20 protein-coding genes are annotated in these 18894 nt (G+C 44.5%); 7 read left to right on the top strand and 13 right to left on the bottom strand.

The genetic code is table 11. The features are described from left to right. Window positions 1–94 precede the first annotated feature (94 nt). The 4 genes from H6F52_RS13135 to H6F52_RS13120 all read right to left on the bottom strand — a co-directional run bounded on the left by H6F52_RS13135 (window position 95) and on the right by H6F52_RS13120 (window position 2487). Window positions 95–1435, bottom strand: a complete 1341-nt coding sequence (locus H6F52_RS13135) for a leucine-rich repeat domain-containing protein (RefSeq protein ID WP_190535297.1) — start codon at window positions 1433–1435, stop codon at window positions 95–97. Window positions 1436–1494: 59 nt separating this feature from the next. Beyond that, window positions 1495–1830 carry a cytochrome c6 PetJ gene (gene petJ / locus H6F52_RS13130; protein WP_190535294.1) on the bottom strand — a complete coding sequence of 112 codons (336 nt, stop codon included), beginning with the start codon at window positions 1828–1830 and terminating at the stop codon, window positions 1495–1497. Between the two features lie 53 nt (window positions 1831–1883). Then, window positions 1884–2150 (bottom strand): hypothetical protein, encoded by a 267-nt coding sequence (locus H6F52_RS13125; protein WP_190535289.1) that lies wholly within the window; start codon window positions 2148–2150, stop codon window positions 1884–1886. A gap of 112 nt (window positions 2151–2262) precedes the next feature. Then, window positions 2263–2487 (bottom strand): hypothetical protein, encoded by a 225-nt coding sequence (locus H6F52_RS13120; RefSeq protein ID WP_190535286.1) that lies wholly within the window; start codon window positions 2485–2487, stop codon window positions 2263–2265. Window positions 2488–2611: 124 nt separating this feature from the next. Between H6F52_RS13120 and H6F52_RS13115 the strand changes: the two genes are divergently transcribed. Continuing rightward, complete coding sequence (locus H6F52_RS13115) at window positions 2612–4078, top strand: alpha/beta fold hydrolase (protein ID WP_190535283.1); 1467 nt, start codon at window positions 2612–2614, stop codon at window positions 4076–4078. Window positions 4079–4224: 146 nt separating this feature from the next. Beyond that, the gene (locus tag H6F52_RS13110) at window positions 4225–5034 is read left to right on the top strand and encodes a histidine kinase (RefSeq protein ID WP_190535280.1); all 810 of its coding nucleotides are present in this window, start codon (window positions 4225–4227) and stop codon (window positions 5032–5034) included. A gap of 154 nt (window positions 5035–5188) precedes the next feature. On the opposite strand, the gene H6F52_RS13105 is transcribed toward H6F52_RS13110, so the two are convergent. The 4 genes from H6F52_RS13105 to H6F52_RS13090 all read right to left on the bottom strand — a co-directional run bounded on the left by H6F52_RS13105 (window position 5189) and on the right by H6F52_RS13090 (window position 7149). Next, on the bottom strand, window positions 5189–5380 hold the full coding sequence (locus H6F52_RS13105; protein ID WP_190410085.1) for a YqaE/Pmp3 family membrane protein: 192 nt from the start codon (window positions 5378–5380) through the stop codon (window positions 5189–5191). Window positions 5381–5593: 213 nt separating this feature from the next. Continuing rightward, window positions 5594–5986 (bottom strand): phage holin family protein, encoded by a 393-nt coding sequence (locus tag H6F52_RS13100; protein ID WP_190429279.1) that lies wholly within the window; start codon window positions 5984–5986, stop codon window positions 5594–5596. Window positions 5987–6372: 386 nt separating this feature from the next. Continuing rightward, on the bottom strand, window positions 6373–6651 hold the full coding sequence (locus H6F52_RS13095) for a hypothetical protein (RefSeq protein ID WP_190429277.1): 279 nt from the start codon (window positions 6649–6651) through the stop codon (window positions 6373–6375). Between the two features lie 15 nt (window positions 6652–6666). Continuing rightward, window positions 6667–7149, bottom strand: coding sequence for a VOC family protein (locus H6F52_RS13090; protein ID WP_190535277.1), 483 nt, complete (start codon window positions 7147–7149; stop codon window positions 6667–6669). 80 nt (window positions 7150–7229) lie between these two features. Between H6F52_RS13090 and H6F52_RS13085 the strand changes: the two genes are divergently transcribed. Together H6F52_RS13085 and H6F52_RS13080 are read left to right on the top strand one after the other, a co-directional pair. Further along, window positions 7230–7718 (top strand): DUF4385 domain-containing protein, encoded by a 489-nt coding sequence (locus H6F52_RS13085; protein WP_190429275.1) that lies wholly within the window; start codon window positions 7230–7232, stop codon window positions 7716–7718. A 151-nt stretch (window positions 7719–7869) separates the two neighbouring features. Then, the gene (locus H6F52_RS13080; protein WP_190535274.1) at window positions 7870–8769 is read left to right on the top strand and encodes a hypothetical protein; all 900 of its coding nucleotides are present in this window, start codon (window positions 7870–7872) and stop codon (window positions 8767–8769) included. 185 nt (window positions 8770–8954) lie between these two features. Here the strand turns inward: H6F52_RS13080 and H6F52_RS13075 are convergent, their stop codons facing one another. Further along, window positions 8955–9983, bottom strand: coding sequence for a hypothetical protein (locus tag H6F52_RS13075; protein ID WP_190535271.1), 1029 nt, complete (start codon window positions 9981–9983; stop codon window positions 8955–8957). 294 nt (window positions 9984–10277) lie between these two features. Here H6F52_RS13075 and H6F52_RS13070 point away from each other — a divergent pair, with 294 nt between their 5' ends. After that, a complete protein-coding gene (locus H6F52_RS13070; protein ID WP_190535268.1) occupies window positions 10278–11291 on the top strand; it encodes a hypothetical protein in 1014 nt (337 codons plus the stop codon). Between the two features lie 279 nt (window positions 11292–11570). After that, window positions 11571–12173, top strand: coding sequence for a hypothetical protein (locus H6F52_RS13065; RefSeq protein WP_190410094.1), 603 nt, complete (start codon window positions 11571–11573; stop codon window positions 12171–12173). 226 nt (window positions 12174–12399) lie between these two features. On the opposite strand, the gene add is transcribed toward H6F52_RS13065, so the two are convergent. Beyond that, window positions 12400–13413 carry an adenosine deaminase gene (gene add, locus H6F52_RS13060; protein WP_190535265.1) on the bottom strand — a complete coding sequence of 338 codons (1014 nt, stop codon included), beginning with the start codon at window positions 13411–13413 and terminating at the stop codon, window positions 12400–12402. A gap of 469 nt (window positions 13414–13882) precedes the next feature. Between add and H6F52_RS13055 the strand changes: the two genes are divergently transcribed. After that, window positions 13883–16138, top strand: a complete 2256-nt coding sequence (locus H6F52_RS13055; RefSeq protein ID WP_190535261.1) for a Tex family protein — start codon at window positions 13883–13885, stop codon at window positions 16136–16138. A gap of 225 nt (window positions 16139–16363) precedes the next feature. On the opposite strand, the gene H6F52_RS13050 is transcribed toward H6F52_RS13055, so the two are convergent. From H6F52_RS13050 to H6F52_RS13040, 3 genes are all read right to left on the bottom strand, one after another. Beyond that, the gene (locus H6F52_RS13050) at window positions 16364–17119 is read right to left on the bottom strand and encodes a class I SAM-dependent methyltransferase (protein WP_190535258.1); all 756 of its coding nucleotides are present in this window, start codon (window positions 17117–17119) and stop codon (window positions 16364–16366) included. A 301-nt stretch (window positions 17120–17420) separates the two neighbouring features. Next, the gene (locus tag H6F52_RS13045) at window positions 17421–17879 is read right to left on the bottom strand and encodes a phosphate-starvation-inducible PsiE family protein (RefSeq protein WP_190535255.1); all 459 of its coding nucleotides are present in this window, start codon (window positions 17877–17879) and stop codon (window positions 17421–17423) included. Between the two features lie 125 nt (window positions 17880–18004). Further along, window positions 18005–18865, bottom strand: coding sequence for a nitrate ABC transporter ATP-binding protein (locus tag H6F52_RS13040; protein ID WP_190535252.1), 861 nt, complete (start codon window positions 18863–18865; stop codon window positions 18005–18007). Between the last annotated feature and the right edge of the window lie 29 nt (window positions 18866–18894).

The raw sequence follows: 18894 nt of genomic DNA, 5'->3' as shown, positions 1-18894 counted from the left end.
GTGTTTTCTTGTTCGTATGCTTTGACTACTTTTTCTCGAAAGTCGATGGAGTAAGGTTTCATTCTACCTGTTCATGCACTGACCTCAATGTACTCTATATACCTGCAATCTGCCGTATCTGCATTTCATTCCGGATATGATTCCACAACGCTTGACACGGAAGTCCTTCCAAAAACCATTGGAGCTGCTTTGATAGTGACTCTCCCCACACGAGCAGGGATTTCCCCTTCCCAAATCTTTGTTCTTCTGGTGTATTGTCTAGTTTGAGCAAGTTGAATAGTTGAGTACACCCTGCCTGTGGACTACGGTAAAAAAGAACTTCTGGTTCTTCTCTGCCAATCCTTGCATAGACAGATTTGATAGCTTTTTTGGCTTTTTGAAAATCGATCGGCTTCGTTGAGAGAGTGCGCCATTTCTCTTGAAGCGATCGCAATAGACTTCGATTAAAAATTGGATTGCCTCCGAGATACAGTTTGGTAAGGTTGGTTAACCCAGAAAGCGGACTCAAATCGGTAATTTTATTGTTACCGAGATACAGTTGGGTGAGGTTGGTCAACCCAGAAAGTGGACTCAAATCGGTAATTTTATTGTAGTAAAGACTCAGTTGGGTGAGGTTGGTTAACCCAGAAAGCGGACTTAAGTCGGTAATTTTATTGTCACCGAGAGACAGTTGGGTGAGGTTGATTAACCCAGAAAGCGGACTCAAATCGGTAATTTGATTCTGATTGATCTTCAGTTGAGTGAGGTTGGTCAACCCAGAAAGCGGACTCAAATCGGTAATTTGATTCTGATTGATCTTCAGTTGAGTGAGGTTGGTCAACCCAGAAAGTAGACTCAAATCAATAATTTTATTGTAAGGTAGCTCCAGTTGGGTGAGGTTGGTTAACCCAGAAAGTGGACTCAAATCGGTAATTTTATTGTAGAAAAGATTCAGTTGTGTGAGGTTGGTTAACCCAGAAAGCGGACTCAAGTCGTTAATCGGATTGTTATGTAGATTCAGTTGGGTGAGGTTGGTTAACCCAGAAAGTGGACTCAAGTCGTTAATTTGATTACTACCGAGATCCAGTTGGGTGAGGTTGGTTAACCCAGAAAGTGGACTCAAATCGGTGATTTTATTGTAGTAAAGATTCAGTTGAGTGAGGTTGGTTAACCCAGAAAGTGGACTCAAATCGATAATTTTATTGTAAGGTAGCTCCAGTTGGGTGAGGTTGGTTAACCCAGAAAGCGGATTCAAGTCGGTAATTTCATTACTCCTGAGATCCAGCTCAGTGCAGTATGAAAGTATCAGATCCGCTTCATAGCAGTCCCAAGTGTCAGCTTCCTTTAACAGCACCTCAACTGTATGTCTTGCTGCTTCTGAAAGGCTATCTTTGTGCAAACACCAGTCAGCAAAGCTATTAAAAGTTATGGTTTTTATTTGCTGTGGTTCAGACATTTATCACCTGTTAAGGGAGATTTGTGTTTCTTAGTTATGTGTCAGTAACCAGCAACTTGTTAGGAACGCCAGTCTTTCTCAGCTTGTTCTAACACATAAGCGGAAACAGCTTGGATTTCTTGTTCGCTTAAGCGGTCTTTGTAGGCCGACATATTGTTTTTGCCATTGGCGACGATGGATGCGATCGCTTCCACGTTATCCATGCCATTTCGTTTTAATGCCTTGAGTTTCAAATTCTTCCCGCGTCTGATGATATTGCCGCCGTTGAGATGACAACCAGCACACTGGACGCTAAAGATTTTGGCACCGTTAGCAGTATCTGCGGCTAAAGCTGGAATGCGAAAGGTAATTAGCACACTGAATGTTAGAAGTAAGACGGTTAGTAGCTTCTTCAAGGGACTTTTCCTCAGTTTCGATTAAATTAATCACCAGTGGCACATCCGGTATTTTATGAATCGGTGTCTTCTCCCTCAATTTCTTCGTCTTCTATCGCTTCCTGAAGAAATAAGCGTGCCAACCTGTTATAAGTGCCAGCGCCAACAAATTGAGGATAAGTGTGAGAACGGCTGTACACCCATACCAGTTCTTTTCCATCAAAAATACGGATGTCTTGAAATAGACCTTTGCATTTCGGTTGCAGCGACTTAGCTGTATTTAATGCGTCCGTCCATCTTTCAAATTCTTGGGAAAATTCATGGGTGATGACTTTAAACATAAGCTTGGGCTTCTTTCTTGACTTCCTAATTTGAAGCTTAAGCGGCGGGTAGGAATTGGGGGGAATGATTCTGGACAAGCGACCAAAAGCACCGATTTCAAAGTGCCTGATGTCAAAGTGCCTCAAAGGAAGCGGTGAATCCTTCAAGACTTAAACACTCGTCTTGGAAAGATTCCGCGTCTCCGACCTCTTCAACCTTGTATTCCATGAAGCGCTGACCATCTGGCGTTTTTTTGGAAGAGATACAAGTGCTTTGATACTTGTCTGCGATCGCTTTACAGGTAGTCCCATTCTGTTTCCAAGCATCGCCCGAACAGCGAATCGTTACCAGCCACATAACTTAAGTCTCCATTGATATTGGGGATGTTGCGATCGCGAAAACTCTGAGTTGCTCTGACGCAATCTGATGCATCATATCAAGGGTTATCACCCTAAGCCTAACTCCGGAGTTAAGGATTGATATGACTCGCAAGCGCTTATTTTCGCTAATTGTGGCGCTGTTGCTGATTGCACTTTCCTGGTGGGGGGTGGCGGCGGCGCGGACTGGATTGGTGACGCGAACATTCTCAGATCAAACATTCTCAGATCAAGGGTTGCCGATGCTGTACGTCGCACCACAAGGTTCTGAGAATATCCCCGGTGTCCTGGTGGCGCACGGCTATGCGGGTTCTAAGCAGTTAATGCTCGGCTACGCACACGTTTTGGCGCACGCGGGGTATGCAGTGATGCTGTGGGATTTCGGCGGACATGGGGCGAATCCAGCACCCCTACAGCGCGATTCACTTCAGCAAGACCTGAATGTGGCTTATGCTGCCCTGTTGGAGCAACCAGAGGTCGATCCCAGCCGCTTGGCGCTGCTGGGGCACTCAATGGGTAGCGGTGCGGTGATGTCGGCGGGTATCCGCAATCCCGACCGCTTTGCGGCAACGGTTGCTGTCTCACCGACGGGTGCGGGAGTGACGCCTTCTATCCCGCGCAATCTTCAGCTACAAGCCGGGAGTTGGGAAGGTGGATTTGTGAAGAATGCCCAGCGATTGCTGGCGGCGGCGGGAGGAGAAAACGATAACTTTGCTGGGGGAAGGGCGCGATCGCTCGTTATTATCCCGAACGCCGAACACATCACCATTCTCCTCCGCAATATCAGCCACCAAGCTGCCCGAACGTGGCTCGATGCTACCTTCAGAATTCAGAGTAGCAGTAACTATATTGACCGCCGGATGGCTTGGTATGCCTTGCATCTGGTGGCATGGTTGTTATTCCTTTTCGCCGTTGCCCCTGCTGTTGCTGACCCAGCGACTACACCCAAGGCAAGGGTGCATCCGCTACAAAGCTTGCTAGGTTCGCTTTTAGCTCCCTTCCTTGCCAGCGCTTCACTCCTATTGCTGAGTCGGACGGGGGAAATTGATAGCTTGGGTGGCGTCCTCGTCGGCGGTGCAATCGGAATTTGGTTCTTTGTGGCAGGCGTCGTCTGGCTGGGTATTCTCTTGCGCCTACAACGTCCTACACTCAGGGCGCTGGGGATAGGCTTAGGGCTGTTTGTACTGCTTTGGGTGGGTTTTGGGGCAATGGCACAGTCGGTGTGGCTGCAATGGTGGCTAATTCCAGCACGTCTGAAGCTTTGGCCTTTGCTGTCGTTGGCTTGCCTTCCTTGGTTTCTAGCGTCGGGAGTGGCGCAACAGGATGCTGGGGTACTCTCGCGGATGGCGTGGTGGTTGTGGCAAAGCGTGCTGCTAGTAGGCGGCTTTATTTTGGCGGTGTACTTGGTTCCGCAACTTGGTTTTATCTACCTGTTGCTGCCGCTATTTCCGCTAGCGATGGGTATTTTCTCCTTTGCTGGCAGCCAACTTAATAATGTGTGGAGTTATGCACTGGGGAGTGCGTTGTTTTTCGGTTGGGCGAGCGCTGCTGCTTTCCCGCTCGCTAGTTAAGTTTTCTACCTAAAGGAAGTACCGATTTTGAAGCGATCGCGCCAAGATAGAAGAAGCGAATTATAACCTCTTTTTTGCTGGAAAGCTTGTACAAGTAGTTTAATTAAAGCTTCATCTAAATCAACTACTACAAACCGAGGAAGAAAATGCCTAATAATAAAATCAAAGAACAAATTACAACCGATCTCCATCAAGCTAAAGAAACAGGACAGCTCAGAGCAGAACGGATTCGGGAAATTGTTCAATCTGCTGTATCTCAGGTGGGTTCGGAGTTTAAGGAAGGTTCCACCGAACTTCACTCAATTGTTAAAGATGCGGTTTCTGTGGTTCTGGAAAACTTGCAAGAAAAAGGTGGCGAACTCAAAGAAGAAGTCGCGGCTACGATTGAGGGAGCGGTTGAAGGCTTTAGCCATCTAAGACATCGGAATATTGCGAAAACACAGGCAGAGGTTAAACAGCTACAGGCTCAACTAGACAACGAAGAAAATGAACTCCAGCAAGAGATTGATAAACTGCTAGTAGACATCGAAGAATCTGGTAAAGATACTTCGCCTTCTACCAAAACCGCTCTGGAGTCTGCGATTAATAATCTCAAAAACAGCGACGAGGTTGCATCGCTGAAAGAGCGTTACGCGCAACTGCAAGCTCAATTAGCGATTCTCCGAGCGAATTTAGCTGCACGTTACGGGGGACGCGCTGAGGACGTGAAAGGGTACCTGGATGAAGCGAAGCACTGGTACGACCGTTCGCTTCCTCAAGCTGAAATAATGGTTCAGCAGGTGGAACAAAAGCGATCGCAGGTTGAAGAAAAACTGGGTGATGCTGGGGTAGCGATCGCTAAGAAAGAACGTCAGGTACGTCAAATCTTGAGTGAGTTGTTACGAACAGCAGCAGATGCAATTCGCGAAAAGGAACATGTCAGTAAATCAGGCACTCCTAAAGATTCTCACCATTAACTAAAACAGAACCAGCTAACTCTTAGCTGGTTCTGTTTTTTAAACTCAATTTTTAAACTTGCAGTAGGCTTTTACAACGCAACCAGCACTCAAGAAATACTTCTACTCCCACCACTACCGATACAAGGTATAGAAGCGTCTAACTAACCTTGGCTTAGTATACGTTTTCTCCTCCAGCCATTCTTTCTTCGTGCTTCACGATTACCCAAACTGCATGAATACTACCGGGAAGCCAACCCAGAACCGTAAGCAAAATGTTGATGAATAAAGTTGGGCCAACACCAACTGTCAGAAAAATGCCTAAAGGAGGCACGAGAAGACCAGCCAGAATCCGGAGTAATTTCATGAGACTACTTCAACTTTCTTATTTAAACTCTTATTAGTCTTATTCTCCTAAATCAAGTAATTGAAGACCTCCCCCTAACGAATTATCTTCGTTTGGATAGATGGTATACAAAACTGCATTCATCTTTCTAGCTTGCAAACTAAAAAAGGAGGAACAGCATCTAGCTTTCCTCCTTTTTTTAATCCCTATCAATTTTACTTCTCTGGATAGAGATTAACCTTGAGTTTTCAAGTCACTACTACTGCCGGTTAGTACACCCGCGTTTCTCTCAGCAAAATATTTGCTGATGAAAGTATTCGCAAAAGATAGAACGACGGGTGCCAACAGAAAAGCTAAAATCCCATGCATACTAAATCCGGGAACCAAAATTGAAGCCACCCAGAAACATATCCCGTTAACGACAAGCGAAAATGTTCCTAAGCTGACGAAGTTAAGCGGCATAGATAGGAAAGATAGAGTTGGCTTAACTCCGGCATTGACTAAGCCAATCGCTACAGCAGCAATTAAAGCAGCAGGAAATGTAGCAATATTAACACCTGGAACAAGTAAATCAACAATTAGCAGGCTAAGAGCCGTAGCTACCCAGGTAAAAAGCGTTCCCATCATGGTGTTTTTCCTTAAATTGACACAATAGAAAATTTTAAAGTCCTGATACTATGCTCAGGGATCGCCTAGCCTTCAACCTCCCTACGAAGGTAGATTTTTCTAGAAGCGATCGCCTTTTGCCTTGGTGTTTTAGTGTCTTGGTCGTTGATTACACACAAGATGTAGATAAGGTAGTTCCTCTCGCCAGGAGAAGGCAGTAAATCTCAATACAATCAGAACAACTTAAGCTAAGTGAAATTAGTGATGTATAGGATGGGTGAGCGATAGCGAAATCTATGCAGGGGTTGGGTTTCCCAATTCAAACACCACTTGCGTGCGGGGGGTTCCCCCGCACGCAAGTGGCTCCCCAACCTACGAACATCTTCAATTTAATTGCATCCGCTTACTTATTGCTGAGGTGCAGTTATGCTGACGTTATTCGTTGAGCTATCCAATACTATCCAGCCAGATTTCCCGTCTAAATTCTCTGCACTATTTGCCACTTTAAAATAGAGCTTCTCGCCGCCACGAGTTTCAACAGCAAAATCGGCTTTTTCCGCATAAACCACTTTAAATCCTCTGTCTCTCAGACAATACATCGCCCAAGCTTTCAGCGTGTGCTTGTGTGGTTCATATTGAATCGGAGGCTTGTTTAACGCCTCTTCCATCACCTTAATTAGCTGCACTGGTTGCACGCTCCACTAGATACTTTCCCTTTTAGTTTCTGCTGGATCGCAGCGAATTTCAATCAGGAATCCATCCGGGTCGTAAAAGTAAATGCCTCGTCCGGTGGGACGGCTGACAGGGCCATGATCGATGGGCACTTGATTTTGTTTTAGCACCTCGACCGCCCGCTCGAACAACTGCGGGTCGATGTCAAAGGCGAGGTGATTGACGCGGGTAAAAGCGCGATGCGGGTCATTGTCTGGGGGTGGCAAATCCGGCTCCCAAAACAAGTCGAGGACGGTACCATCGGGGGTGACGAAATTGGTAACTTTGCCTGATGCTACAAGCGATCGCAATGTGGTCGGCACTTCTTCACCCGTCAGTTCGTACAAACCCAGGATACCCCCGTAGAAGTGGCGGGAAGCTTGCAGATTGTGGACGTTCAAGGCAATGTGGTGGACTCGCCGCAGATCCCCTGCGGAAAGGGCAGTGTTGACGGATTGGGGGCTAGATAGCATGACAGAAAAGACTCCTTTCGTTACTTTCGATAGAAGCAAGACTTTTTTCTTTAAGTCTATTATTCAAAATAAAAATTATCATGCCCTTTGATTACACTTTAGATTTTAAGGCAATCGATTTTCGCTCTTCTCCCGAACTTTATCGAGTGGGTAAGGGCGAGCAGGGGGTGCTTTTGGTAGAACCCTACAAATCAGAAATTCTTCCCTACTGGCGCTTCAAAACTCCGGAAATTGCCAGAGAATCGAGTGAAAAAATTTACCAAATGTTTCTAGATTACCTAGAACAAGATGATTTTGTTGGCGCGGATATGGCACGGAAGTTTTTACAAATGGGTTATACGCGATCGCGCAGATATGCCAATCATAAAAGCGGCAGAAAATTTAAGTCAAATCCTCAAAAAGAAACTTCTAAAGAAGCCCTGCTTCAAGCAAGGAAAGATATTTTACCCAATGAAGTAGATCCGGTGAAAGCTGAATCAGCCGCAATCTTTAAAGAGAAATGGATGCAAGCAAAGATAAATGAGAAATATTTACAGCTTTTAGCAAACCATAAACAGATGTACGAGTAAGGATGAAAGAGAATAATCTTAGCAAATAGAATTCGCAGCTTCGCCAGCCTTCCTATGTCAGTTCAAATACTGACACATAATCAACTCAGAGTTTTCGGAAACGCTTTCTACATTGGTGTTGTATACAATTAGTTTACCGAGAACAATCGAAATGAGTAATAGCCGGAAATCAATTTTATTTTTTAGCTTATTCCTCACCCTTTTGGGAACAATCACCTCTGGGAAACACGTCCTAGCGATCGCCCAATCTTCAGAATCAACCCAGCGACTAACTGTATCACAGACATCACCCTCCAAATTGGCACAGCTTTCATCTACATGTACCTATGACGATAGAAAAACCGTAGAAACTGTGAAAGACAAAAAGGGTAAAGTGACACTGGTTGGTGAAACTTATGTCATCGTAACTGAAGGACAGGATGGTATAAGATATGCAACTTGTAATCTTCCTGATAGTTTCAAGGTAGAAGGAAAAGCAATTACATTCAGTGGTGAAGTAAAAGAAATCTATCCTAATGAACGTTGGGCAGCTACACCGTTAAAAATTACAGCGATCGCATCCAGCACTTCAACCCCAACCCCAACCCCAGTTCAGTCTATTCAAAGCCTATCGAATGGTAATTACACATTTTGTAGCAAACCTCCCTCAGGCACTGGGAACCAGCAGGGTGTAGATTTAGGTCATTGTTATGTATTTAGTAAAAAAGGAAATCGCCTAGTCGGAGACCTTTACGATACCAAAACTTTGGGCGAAGTAACCGCTTGTGTTAGCGGTGTAGTTAATAAGAGAACTGTTAGCGGCGAAGCGATAGAAATTGTCGGAGATATTGGTCGGCAAAATATACCGCCAAACTCATCAGGCACCCGGTTAGTTAATTGGGACAATCAGGGTTACTTGAAAGTTGCGAGAGCTACTGTAATTGGCAGGCTGAATAGCCCTGGCAGGAACAATGTCAGAAAAGTTCGCTATCGTTCTGCTTTGCTTAACTTAAATGGTTTTTATCGCCACAATCAACTGAAACAAGCACCTACAAACTGTTTAAAACGCTAAGAAAGGCAACCGCTAAAAGTAAGCGATCGCATTCTCAATAACAGTAGGTTAAGCCCAACAACCAAGAAACCCAACCAATGCTTAATCGAGTTGGGTTTCTTTGCTGCATTCCAACTTAAATTTTGATTGATAGTAAAACTTTACTACCAATATTTGTATCAAAAATCCTCAAATTGATAAATTTATTAATTCAACTTGTCTCCAGTTGAATGAGTATACTTCTGATATCCATTGTTTGTTGGATAATTATTTGTTGGATACAAAGCATTGGATTTAAATAATTGTCCCGATTGGATAATCGCAATAGCGATGGGTTCTAAAGCTTTTGTCCAGCTGTCTCTGATGCGCTGCTGCTCTTCCGGGGTGGGGTTGGTGCTTAACCGTTGAATTTCAGCCAGGACAATTGCTGGTAGTTGCTCGTAGAAACTCATTGCTAGTTCACTACCTACCTGATTCAGCAACAGTTGCACTAAAGCAGAGCTGTTCATTACATCATTCGCAACACTACCCGTTGCACCAGTGGCAGTTGCACTAGCGGCAGTTGCACTAGCGGCAGAGGGCGGATCTAATTGGGGGATAGAATCAACGGGAGATACAGGGGTTTTAACAGGCTCAGCAGGACTTTGAAGCGTGTCCCTGGCATCTTCAATCGGAGGTTGAACAATCGCAGCAGGACTTTGAAGCGTGTCCCTGGCATCTTCAATCGGAGGTTGAACAATCGCAGCAGGATTTTGAAGCGTGTCGCTGCCATATTCAATAGGAATAGTAGGTTGAACAGGCACAGGACCTTTATGCGTATCCCAGGGGTCTTCAATCGTAGGGTGAACACCCGTAGCAGCGCCTTTAAGGCTGTCGATTGCACCTTCAATCGTAGGGTGAACACCCGCAGCAGCACCTTTTATTACTAAATCCGCAGCACCTTCAACAATCGCTTTAATACCCTCACCTACAGTTTTACCAGTAAACGCCGCCGCGGCTGCACTGACTACAGCACCAAAGGTTGCTCCAGCTAAAGCAGCATTCGCGACACGCCTGCGGGTACCTGTTGGCTGAACACCGGACTCTTCAGTAGTCGTCTCAGTTTCTTCGTTCGCTGCATCTGACGCAGCATCACCGCCATCTCCGCTAGTGTCTGCTGGAGGAACGCTGGACTGTGCCGGAATCCGGTCAGTATTTTCGTCATGCCGATCAAAAGGCTGATTGCTCTGTGTCATAATGCCCCGTCTCCTGCCTACCAAAACGGCTTAACGATCTGAAGTCACTGCTACTGCTAATTTAGCGATCGCACGTATAGACTTACACCGACCTCAAGGGAGACATCCTTAAATACCCAGCAAGGTATAGCCATATACGATGATTGGGATTCCATATCTACAACTACAGATGCAATAGGTGTTGAGTCATGTCTGCCTTTAGCTCAGTTAAATCCTTCTTGAGGCTCGTTAGAGTTGCAATAGATAACGAGCTACAGCAAAACGATATTTAGATGCTTGGGGGCAAAAGAGACAATGATGACTAATAATACGCCAAATTTCGAGAGACGTGACGAAAATGCTGGCTCTAGCGAGACAGCTCAACCTTATATTCGTACAGAAAGCACAACTCAACCTAGTGGAATACCAAGAGCAGAAAACAGCCCTACGATTACATCTCAATCTGTTGCTCGGCAACAATCCACTGACATCAATGCTCGGCAACAACCCACCGACATCAATGCTCGGCAACAACCCACCGACATCAATGCTCGGCAACAATCCGGTAGTATGAATGCTGGACAACAATCTAGCAGCATGAATCCAGCCTTATCTAGAGCGCTGATGGGAGGACTCATCGGTGCTACCTTAGGGACATTAGCCGGTCTGGTAGCTGGTAGGAGAACATCTGAGGGTGTGAAACACGCTGCCAAAGGTGTTGGCGATGCGACAAAGACTATTGCTGGTGGTGTTAACCAGACTGCAAAAGGTGTTGGCGAAGCAGCAAAGACTGTAGCTGGCGGTGTTGGTCAGACAGCCAAAGGTGTTGGCGAAGCGGTTAAGAGTGTAGCTGAAGGCGTTAACTACGCTGTAGTAGGCACATTACAAGATACCGCTGAAGGTGTTAGCCAGGCTGTAGTAGGTACATTGGACGCAGTAAAGGGTACAGCTTCAAATGCTAAGCAAGTTGTAGCAGGTGCCGCAGACCAGCTACAGGATAAAACTGAGGATGCCAAGCAATCTGCAATCAGTGGATTGGACGCAGTTCAGGATGCCGCTGAGGATATCAAGCCATCTTACGAGCAGAACGTCAAGGTAGCTAAAGAGCATCCGGTGATCAGTACGCCGCAGGTCACGACAACTGCGAACATCGGCATGGAAAGGGACATGGATATGCAGACAGCATATATTTCCGGCCCAGATGAGGAAGATGTGGTTAATCGAAATAGGTTTTCAGAGACTGAAACCTCACTAGATCCTAATGCAACCTATCTCCAAGAAGGGGAAGCTTCTGGTTTCCAACGTTATGAAGATACTGCTGACATTTAGAAGCAAGTCTTGATGACTGCGAATGATTGATAGAAGGGTTAGGAGTTAGGAGTTAAGAGTTGGAAATTGATAACTCATAATTCATGACTCCTAACCTTTATCAATTGTCCCTGAAAAACAACCCTTGCAAATTAGAATAAAATTGTAATTAGTTGGGTTTGAACTAAGCGTTAGCAAAGGATATTCCGCATTTGCCTAGGTTAAGAGAATATCGCTTTTTTCCCATTTAAGCAGGCGGCTATCATCAGTATCTATTTAAGTAGAAAGGAGACGATTTTTATGATTGATAATGACAAAGTTTTGGGTGAAGATGAAATATTTGTTGAGCAAATTCCACACGAATATGATACTCCTCCGGCAGACACAGGCATGAATAATGCCTTGACTAAAATAGCGATTGGAGCATTCATTGGTGCTACGGTGGGTGCGATAGCTGGGGCTATGGCGAATAAGGGTGCCGTTGATCGGGTAAACCAGACTGTAAGAAATGCAGGAAATGCAGTCAAAAATGCCGCTGACGGTGTTAACCAAACTGTAAGAAGCGTAGGTGATGGTGTAAAGAACGTAGCTGTCAGCGTTAACGACACGGTAATCGATGTAGGGGACAAAGTTAAGGGCGTCACCCAGGATGTTAATTACACCGTAAAAGATACTCTTAGCACAGTTAAGGGTACAGCGGAGAATGTTAACGAGACTGTGAAAGGTACAGTAGATGTACTCAAGGACGCAGCGGATAATGTTAACGAGAATGTCAGAGGTGCGGGAGAAGCATTGAAAGGTGCATCTGAGGATGCCACTCCATCTGAACCTCAGATCGTCAAGGGGCCTGATAAGCAGGTAAAGTACATTTTAGTGCCAGTAGAAACTGAAGGGAATATTTGATAAACCAAACTTCGAGGAAGGGGAAGTTTAGGAACAAATACTTGAAGTGTTGCTTTTGCAACTGGACAAACTTTTGTGGTCAGAACAAATTTTAATTAGAAGCGATCGCTCTCTGAAAAAAAAGAAGCGATCGCTCTCTGAAAAAAAAGAAGCGATCGCTTCTTTTTTTCTAAAAAAAAGGGTAGATTGAGGCTTGACTTTTATTAATTTTAGAAATCTTAAGAGATTAGGAATTGATTAAGGGCGGTGCCGTTTCAATTTTTCCAAGTAGCTCCATTTTTTCTGTGTCATCACACCAAGAAGATTTGATGGCATTTTTAATCAAATTTACAATATCATCCAAAGAAAACCCTAATTTTTCAACCAACATTTTATATTCGTAAGCTAAACTCGAATTAAACATTTTTGGATCGTCAGTATTAACCGTTATCAGCAGTCCTTCCTCGTATAATTTTTTAATCGGGTGGAGTGAGATGTCAGCAACGACTCCTGTTCTCAGATTAGAGATAGGACACATCTCTATTGGGATTTGCTCTGACTTCAAAAAGGATACTAATTCTGGATCGTCTATCGCACGTACACCATGCCCAATACGATCGACTTTTAAGCTGCGAATGGCTCCCCACATACTCTCAGAACCTGCTGCTTCACCCGCGTGGGCAGAAGTTTTAAATCCCAAGTTTCTCGCTTGCTCGTAAACCGCTTCGTAGGGTTCGGGAGGAAATGTTTGTTCCGAGCCACCGATGCCAATTCCCAACACTCCAAGATTTTTTACCTCGTGAATCTGTTTTACCCAAGTCATTCCCTGTTCCGGTCCGAAATCTCGAATCAGGTCGGCTACTAAATTCACTGTAATTTTATCGGCATGAACATCCAAACCTTTGCGAATTGCTTCTGTGAGTTTCTGGGGTTCCAGTCCATGCCGAATAAAATCACCTGGAGAATAAAAAGCTTCCACATAAATAATATTTTGAGAAGCTAAATCCTCAGCAACTTTACTGGCAATCAATGTAAAATCTTCGTATTCTCGTAAAAAGTTGTTCTTCCAAACCCAGGTGTCAATAAAATGTTGAAAATCTTTGTATTGAAATTTTTGCTCCATCTGGGAGAATGAACCAACGGAAGAAACGGCATTATACTTTTCTATAAGTTGCCAAAGGGCTGTGAGGGGAATTGCTCCCTCCAGATGAAGATGAAGTTCAACTTTGGGTAATTGGTGCAGAGTATCATTTAGCAACATATTCTTAAAATGAAAAGTAATTTTTATCGGCGTCAGATGACGCAATTTTATCGCTCAAAAATCGCCAACTCTATTTATTAGAGTTACTTTGCCTAAAGGTTATTATCTTCCTCCAAGTGGTTCACCCGATTGGGTGACAGTATGGACAGATAGCTCCCAGGTGAGAATATAGCGGGCAAGCAGTTGAGTCCAATACAAACCTAACCCCCAGCTCCTTCCCTAGTAGGAAAGGAGAGTAAGACTTAAATCAAAGCCTCTCTCCTCCTAGGACAGAGGTTTGGACAGAGGTCAAAAATGTACTGCATCCAACTGAGAACAGCTATATCCCATTGATGTTCCTTGGCAGTAAGGGTGCCTCTACATACAATTAGTTTTCTGTCAATGTAGAAGCGATAAAAATAATTCGTGGATGGGTGTTTTAGGATGATCATCACAGAAGTGTCTGATTCGTAACTGCTGAACACATCCGATGCTGAACATTCCTCAACTACTAGCACAAGAGCTTTCCCTCAAACCTTCTCAGGTGCAAAGTGCGCTAGAACTTTTCGCCGAGGGGTCAACGATTCCCTTTATTGCTCGTTATCGGAAAGAGCGTACTGGCACAATGGACGAAATCCAGCTTCGCAACCTGTCGGAGCGATTTACCTACCTGACGGAGCTAGAAGAGCGCAAGGCGGCGATTCTGGAAGCGATCGCATCCCAAGGTAAACTCACCGATGAGCTGAAAGCTAAAATTGAATCCTCTGTGCAAAAAACCGAACTAGAGGATCTTTACTTACCCTACAAAACGAAGCGACGGACACGCGCCACCATCGCTAGGGAAAAAGGACTGGAACCCTTAGCAGAATTTATCAAGTCGCTGAACAATCGCACTGCTCAGCCTGCATCTCTGGAGTCAGAGGCGGCAAAGTATATTTCTGAAGAAAAGGGAGTGAAGACGCTGGAGGAGGCGCTTAAAGGTGCTTCTGACATTTTGGCGGAGGCGGTGTCTGAAAAAGCTGAGGTGCGATCGCATCTACGCGACTATTTGATGAACGAAGGGGTATTCGTCTCGCGCATCAAAAACGATCATCCCGAAGGTTCCACCAAATTTGAGATGTACCGAAATTTTCAGGCTTCGGTAAAAAATATTGCACCGCACAACTTGCTAGCGCTGCTGCGAGGCGAGACGGAGGAAGTGTTGAACTTAGAACTTTCCTTCGATGAAGAAGTTGTCCTATCCTATTTGGAGTCGCAGGAAATCCAAACGAAAGTCCCAGGGGTGAGAGACTTTTATCGGGGAATGCTCAAAGATGCCTTCAACCGTTTGATGAAAGCTTCCCTGATTAGCGAAGTGCGTGCTGATAGAAAGGCTTATGCAGATGTCGAGTCGATTAAGACATTTGAAAGTAATTTGCGGGAGTTGCTGCTGTCGAGTCCAGCGGGATTGAAGCCAACGCTGGCAATCGATCCGGGATTTCGGACTGGGTGCAAAGTTGCCGTTCTTGATGAGACGGGGCAATTTTTAGAATACCAGGCTGTCTTTCCCCATCAAGCAGCCGAGCAGCGATTGAAGGCTGCCAGCACTATCAAGAAATTGATTGAAAAGTACAATATTCAACTGATAGCCATCGGTAATGGCACTGCCGGACGGGAGACGGATGAGTTCGTTGCAGAAATTCTCAAGACGATGGATCGCAAACCAATTAAAGTAATGGTGAATGAGTCGGGAGCATCTATTTATTCTGCGAGTGATGTAGCGATCGCAGAATTTCCCGATCTTGATATTACCGTTCGCGGTGCTATCAGCATCGGTCGTCGCTTGCAAGATCCCTTAGCCGAACTGGTCAAAATTGATCCCAAATCGATTGGCGTCGGACAGTATCAACACGATGTCGATCAAAAATTACTGAAAACGAAGCTAGATGATACGGTAGAAAGTTGCGTGAACTATGTCGGTGTGGATTTGAACACAGCCTCAAAAGAACTTTTGACCTTTGTTTCCGGGATGACACCAACGGTTGCAAAAAATATCATCACCTATCGCAACAAACAAGGTGCATTCAAAAACCGCCGGGAACTTCTGAAAGTGCCAAAATTAGGACCAAAAGCCTTTGAACAGGCGGCTGGTTTCTTGCGGATTCGCGCTGGCGAAAATCCTTTGGATAATACAGCCGTGCATCCTGAGAGTTATGGGGTTGTACAAGCGATCGCTAAAGATTTAAATGTACCGTTGGAGCAAATTACGCAAGTTGCAGAAAAGCTCAAGTCAACCAACTTGAAGAAATACGTCACCGATACCGTCGGCGAACCGACGCTGCGCGATATTATCAGCGAACTAGAAAAGCCGGGAAGAGATCCCCGCGCCGAGTTTAAATATGCCACTTTTAAAGAAGGAGTCAAAGAAATCAAGGATCTCCAAATTGGTATGGAACTGGAAGGGATTGTGACGAATGTTGCTAACTTTGGCGCGTTTGTCGATATTGGCGTTCACCAAGATGGTTTGGTGCATATTTCGCAACTCTCTGACCGATTTGTAGACGATCCAAAACAAATTGTCAAAGTCGGACAAGTTGTGAAAGTGCGAGTTCTAGAAGTCAACGAGCAGTTGAAACGCATTAGTTTGTCAATGAAATCAGCAGGCGAAGCGAGTGGCGGAAGTAGTGTGAAAAAAACAAGCGATCGCATGCAACAAAAATCACCAACACTAAACGACTTAAAAACGAAGTTTGGTAGAAAATCGTAAGCTTGCAACTTCCTAGCTCGATCCCCCAACCCCCCTTGAAAAGGGGGGCTAAAATTCTTAAGACTTTGGCAATATTGGGTAAGCTCTAAATAAAAAAATACTTTTTTATTTACAGATTTTGATTTTTATCAAGTTTTTTTAGTTTAGAAATGAAAAATATTGGTCTTAGCTTCCCTTAAAAAGGGGGATTGGGGCGCTCAAATCTAGCAGCAGCCCAAAATTATCTTATCCCTCCAGCTTTTGAAATACCATCAAATGCTGCTGAGGTAAAAAGCTTTTTGTTTCCAACCATTGCAAACCCACTGCTGCCATTTCTTTACGCACTTGCTTTTGAGTCATTTTGTGCAGCGCTTTGATCAGAATAAACGGATTTTCACCGCGATACTCAACTAAAACTACACGTCCACCTAGTTTAAGCGCTTTCACAAGCGCTTCCATCACTTCTCTAGGATATTCAAATTCGTGATAGGCATCCACCATTAACGCCAAATCAACGCTTGCTGTCGGCAGATTCGGGTCTTTAATTGTGGCTAAAATTGGCTCAACATTCGTAATATTTCCCTCTTTTTTCATAAAATTCATCATGTCGAGCATCTCCGGCTGAACATCCACCGCCAGCACCTTCCCTTGTGACACGAGGGGAGCAATGCGAAAGCTCATGTATCCCGTCCCGGCTCCGATATCTGCCACAATATCAGTAGGTTTCAAGTCAAGGGCATTCACCACTTTAGAAGGTCGCTCTTCAGCTTCTCGACTCGGTCGTTCCAGCCAAAATGCTCCCTCATGTCCCATCACTTTAGCAATTTCTCGACCCATGTAAAACTTGCCAATGCCTTCTGAGCTGTGGTTGCTCCGTTCCTGATAAATCGCGTTATCAGAAGCTATTGTATTTGTTAGTCCCGTGTTAGCAGGATTAAGCAAGAAACCACCTATCATTACCAAAATAATCACTGCTACACGTAATTTTTTCAAAATTTCCATCCTTGGTTTACCTAAATATGTCTCTGCTTCGTGCCCCAAAGCTCAACTTAGCACTCAGACAGTCAAGAGCATATCATCCGATTCCTTAAAATCTTCGGAATTCCCGAAGAAACGGCTATATGAAGAATCGGATGTATTAGGAAGTAGCTGGTGATGCGATCGCGGCATCGACTAATGGGCTAATCCTACTCGGAGATTCTCAAACCACCGCTGGACGCCCATTTAAGTTGAAATTTCATCATTAAGTGCGCTTCGATCTGCCGGTGTGGGTGTCAGTCCTCAACCTGCCTTATTCGTTATGCTATTTGGCATTCATGTGACGAATAATCCAATAACTAATTGAAAGAGATAATAGGGCAATTCCCAACCCAATTATGTCAACCCCTGATGTTTTTTCCAAGTCTAAAATAATAATTTTTCTAGCAACAGCGATTATAGAAGTAACAATAACTAATTCAACTTGAATAACGTGTTTTTTTAGATATGCAGTGATATTTTCTAGTATTTCAAGAGCAATCAAAACATTCAAAAACAACCCAAATATTTTGAATAATGTTTTAGTAAAAGGCTCATCTGGTTGACCAATCAGCGTTTGTAGCAAAGACAAGCCTAGATTCCAAATTGCTAACAGGATAACTAATATCATAGCAACCGAAAGAACCTTGGAAACTATACCCTCTATATTTTCTAGTTGGTGTAAAAAGTTTTCATCTCTGAAAGCTGCTCTGATTTGTTTTGTTAGCTTTTTGCCTGTCCGCATTTTGCCAGTCTCTTTTTATAGACACACCATTGACATTGTTTGAAAAGCGTTAGTATTTTTTATAATTAACGCGCTAAAAAGCAAAAGGAAAAAAAGGGGTGTCATTTTTCCTTTTGCCTTTTGCTTTATTCGTCGTCGTGAGCGAAGCGGTTGTAGAGGAAATCCAGAGCGTGATTCCGCAGTTTGTAGTATTGCGGATCTTCCATAATTCGGGCGCGATCGCGCGGACGCGGAAAAGGTATTTCCATTACCTCACCAATTTTAGCGTGAGGCCCATTCGTCATCATCACCAATCGATCTGCTAGAAATAGAGCCTCATCAATATCGTGAGTGATCATCAACACGGTTGCCCGGTTGTCGTTCCAAATTTTCAGCAATTCTTCCTGTAATTCTTCCTTAGTAATTGCATCCAACGCCCCAAAAGGCTCATCCAAAATCAATACTTGGGGACGAATCGCCAAAGCACGAGCAATACTCACCCGCTGTTTCATCCCGCCGGATAATTGCGGCGGCTTTTTGTCAGCAGCTTCTGTGAGTCCTACCATTGCTAAATGATCTCGCACTATTGCCCTTTTTTCAGCTTCCGGTTTATTAGGATAAACTGCGTTAACAGCCAGGTAAATGTTTTCAAACGCAGTCCGCCAAGGCAACAAAGCGTAATTCTGGAATACTACCATGCGGTCTGGTCCCGGTTGGGTGATGCGCTTAGAGCCAACCCGCACCTCGCCGCTGCTGGGCGTATTGAAACCCGACACCATATTGAGCAGTGTCGATTTACCACAGCCAGAGTGACCGATGAGGCAGATAAACTCGCCTTGCTGTACGGTAAGGTTAACGTCTTCCAGCACCGTGTAAGGACCTTTTGGTGTTGGATAAACTTTGGATACGTTCTCAATCACCAAAAACGGTGAACTAGGGGATTTTTGAGTGTTGAGTTTTGAGTTTTGAGTTAAAGAATTTGAGGTTTGAAAGTTAAAAGCTTGCATGGCGGTAGAAGGAGTAAATAAACTGTGGG

The sequence above is a fragment of the Coleofasciculus sp. FACHB-542 genome (genome assembly GCF_014695825.1).
Taxonomy (GTDB): Bacteria; Cyanobacteriota; Cyanobacteriia; order Cyanobacteriales; family FACHB-T130; genus FACHB-T130.
Note: the sequence above shows the minus strand (reverse complement) of the source record. Positions and strands in the feature narration are given on the sequence as shown.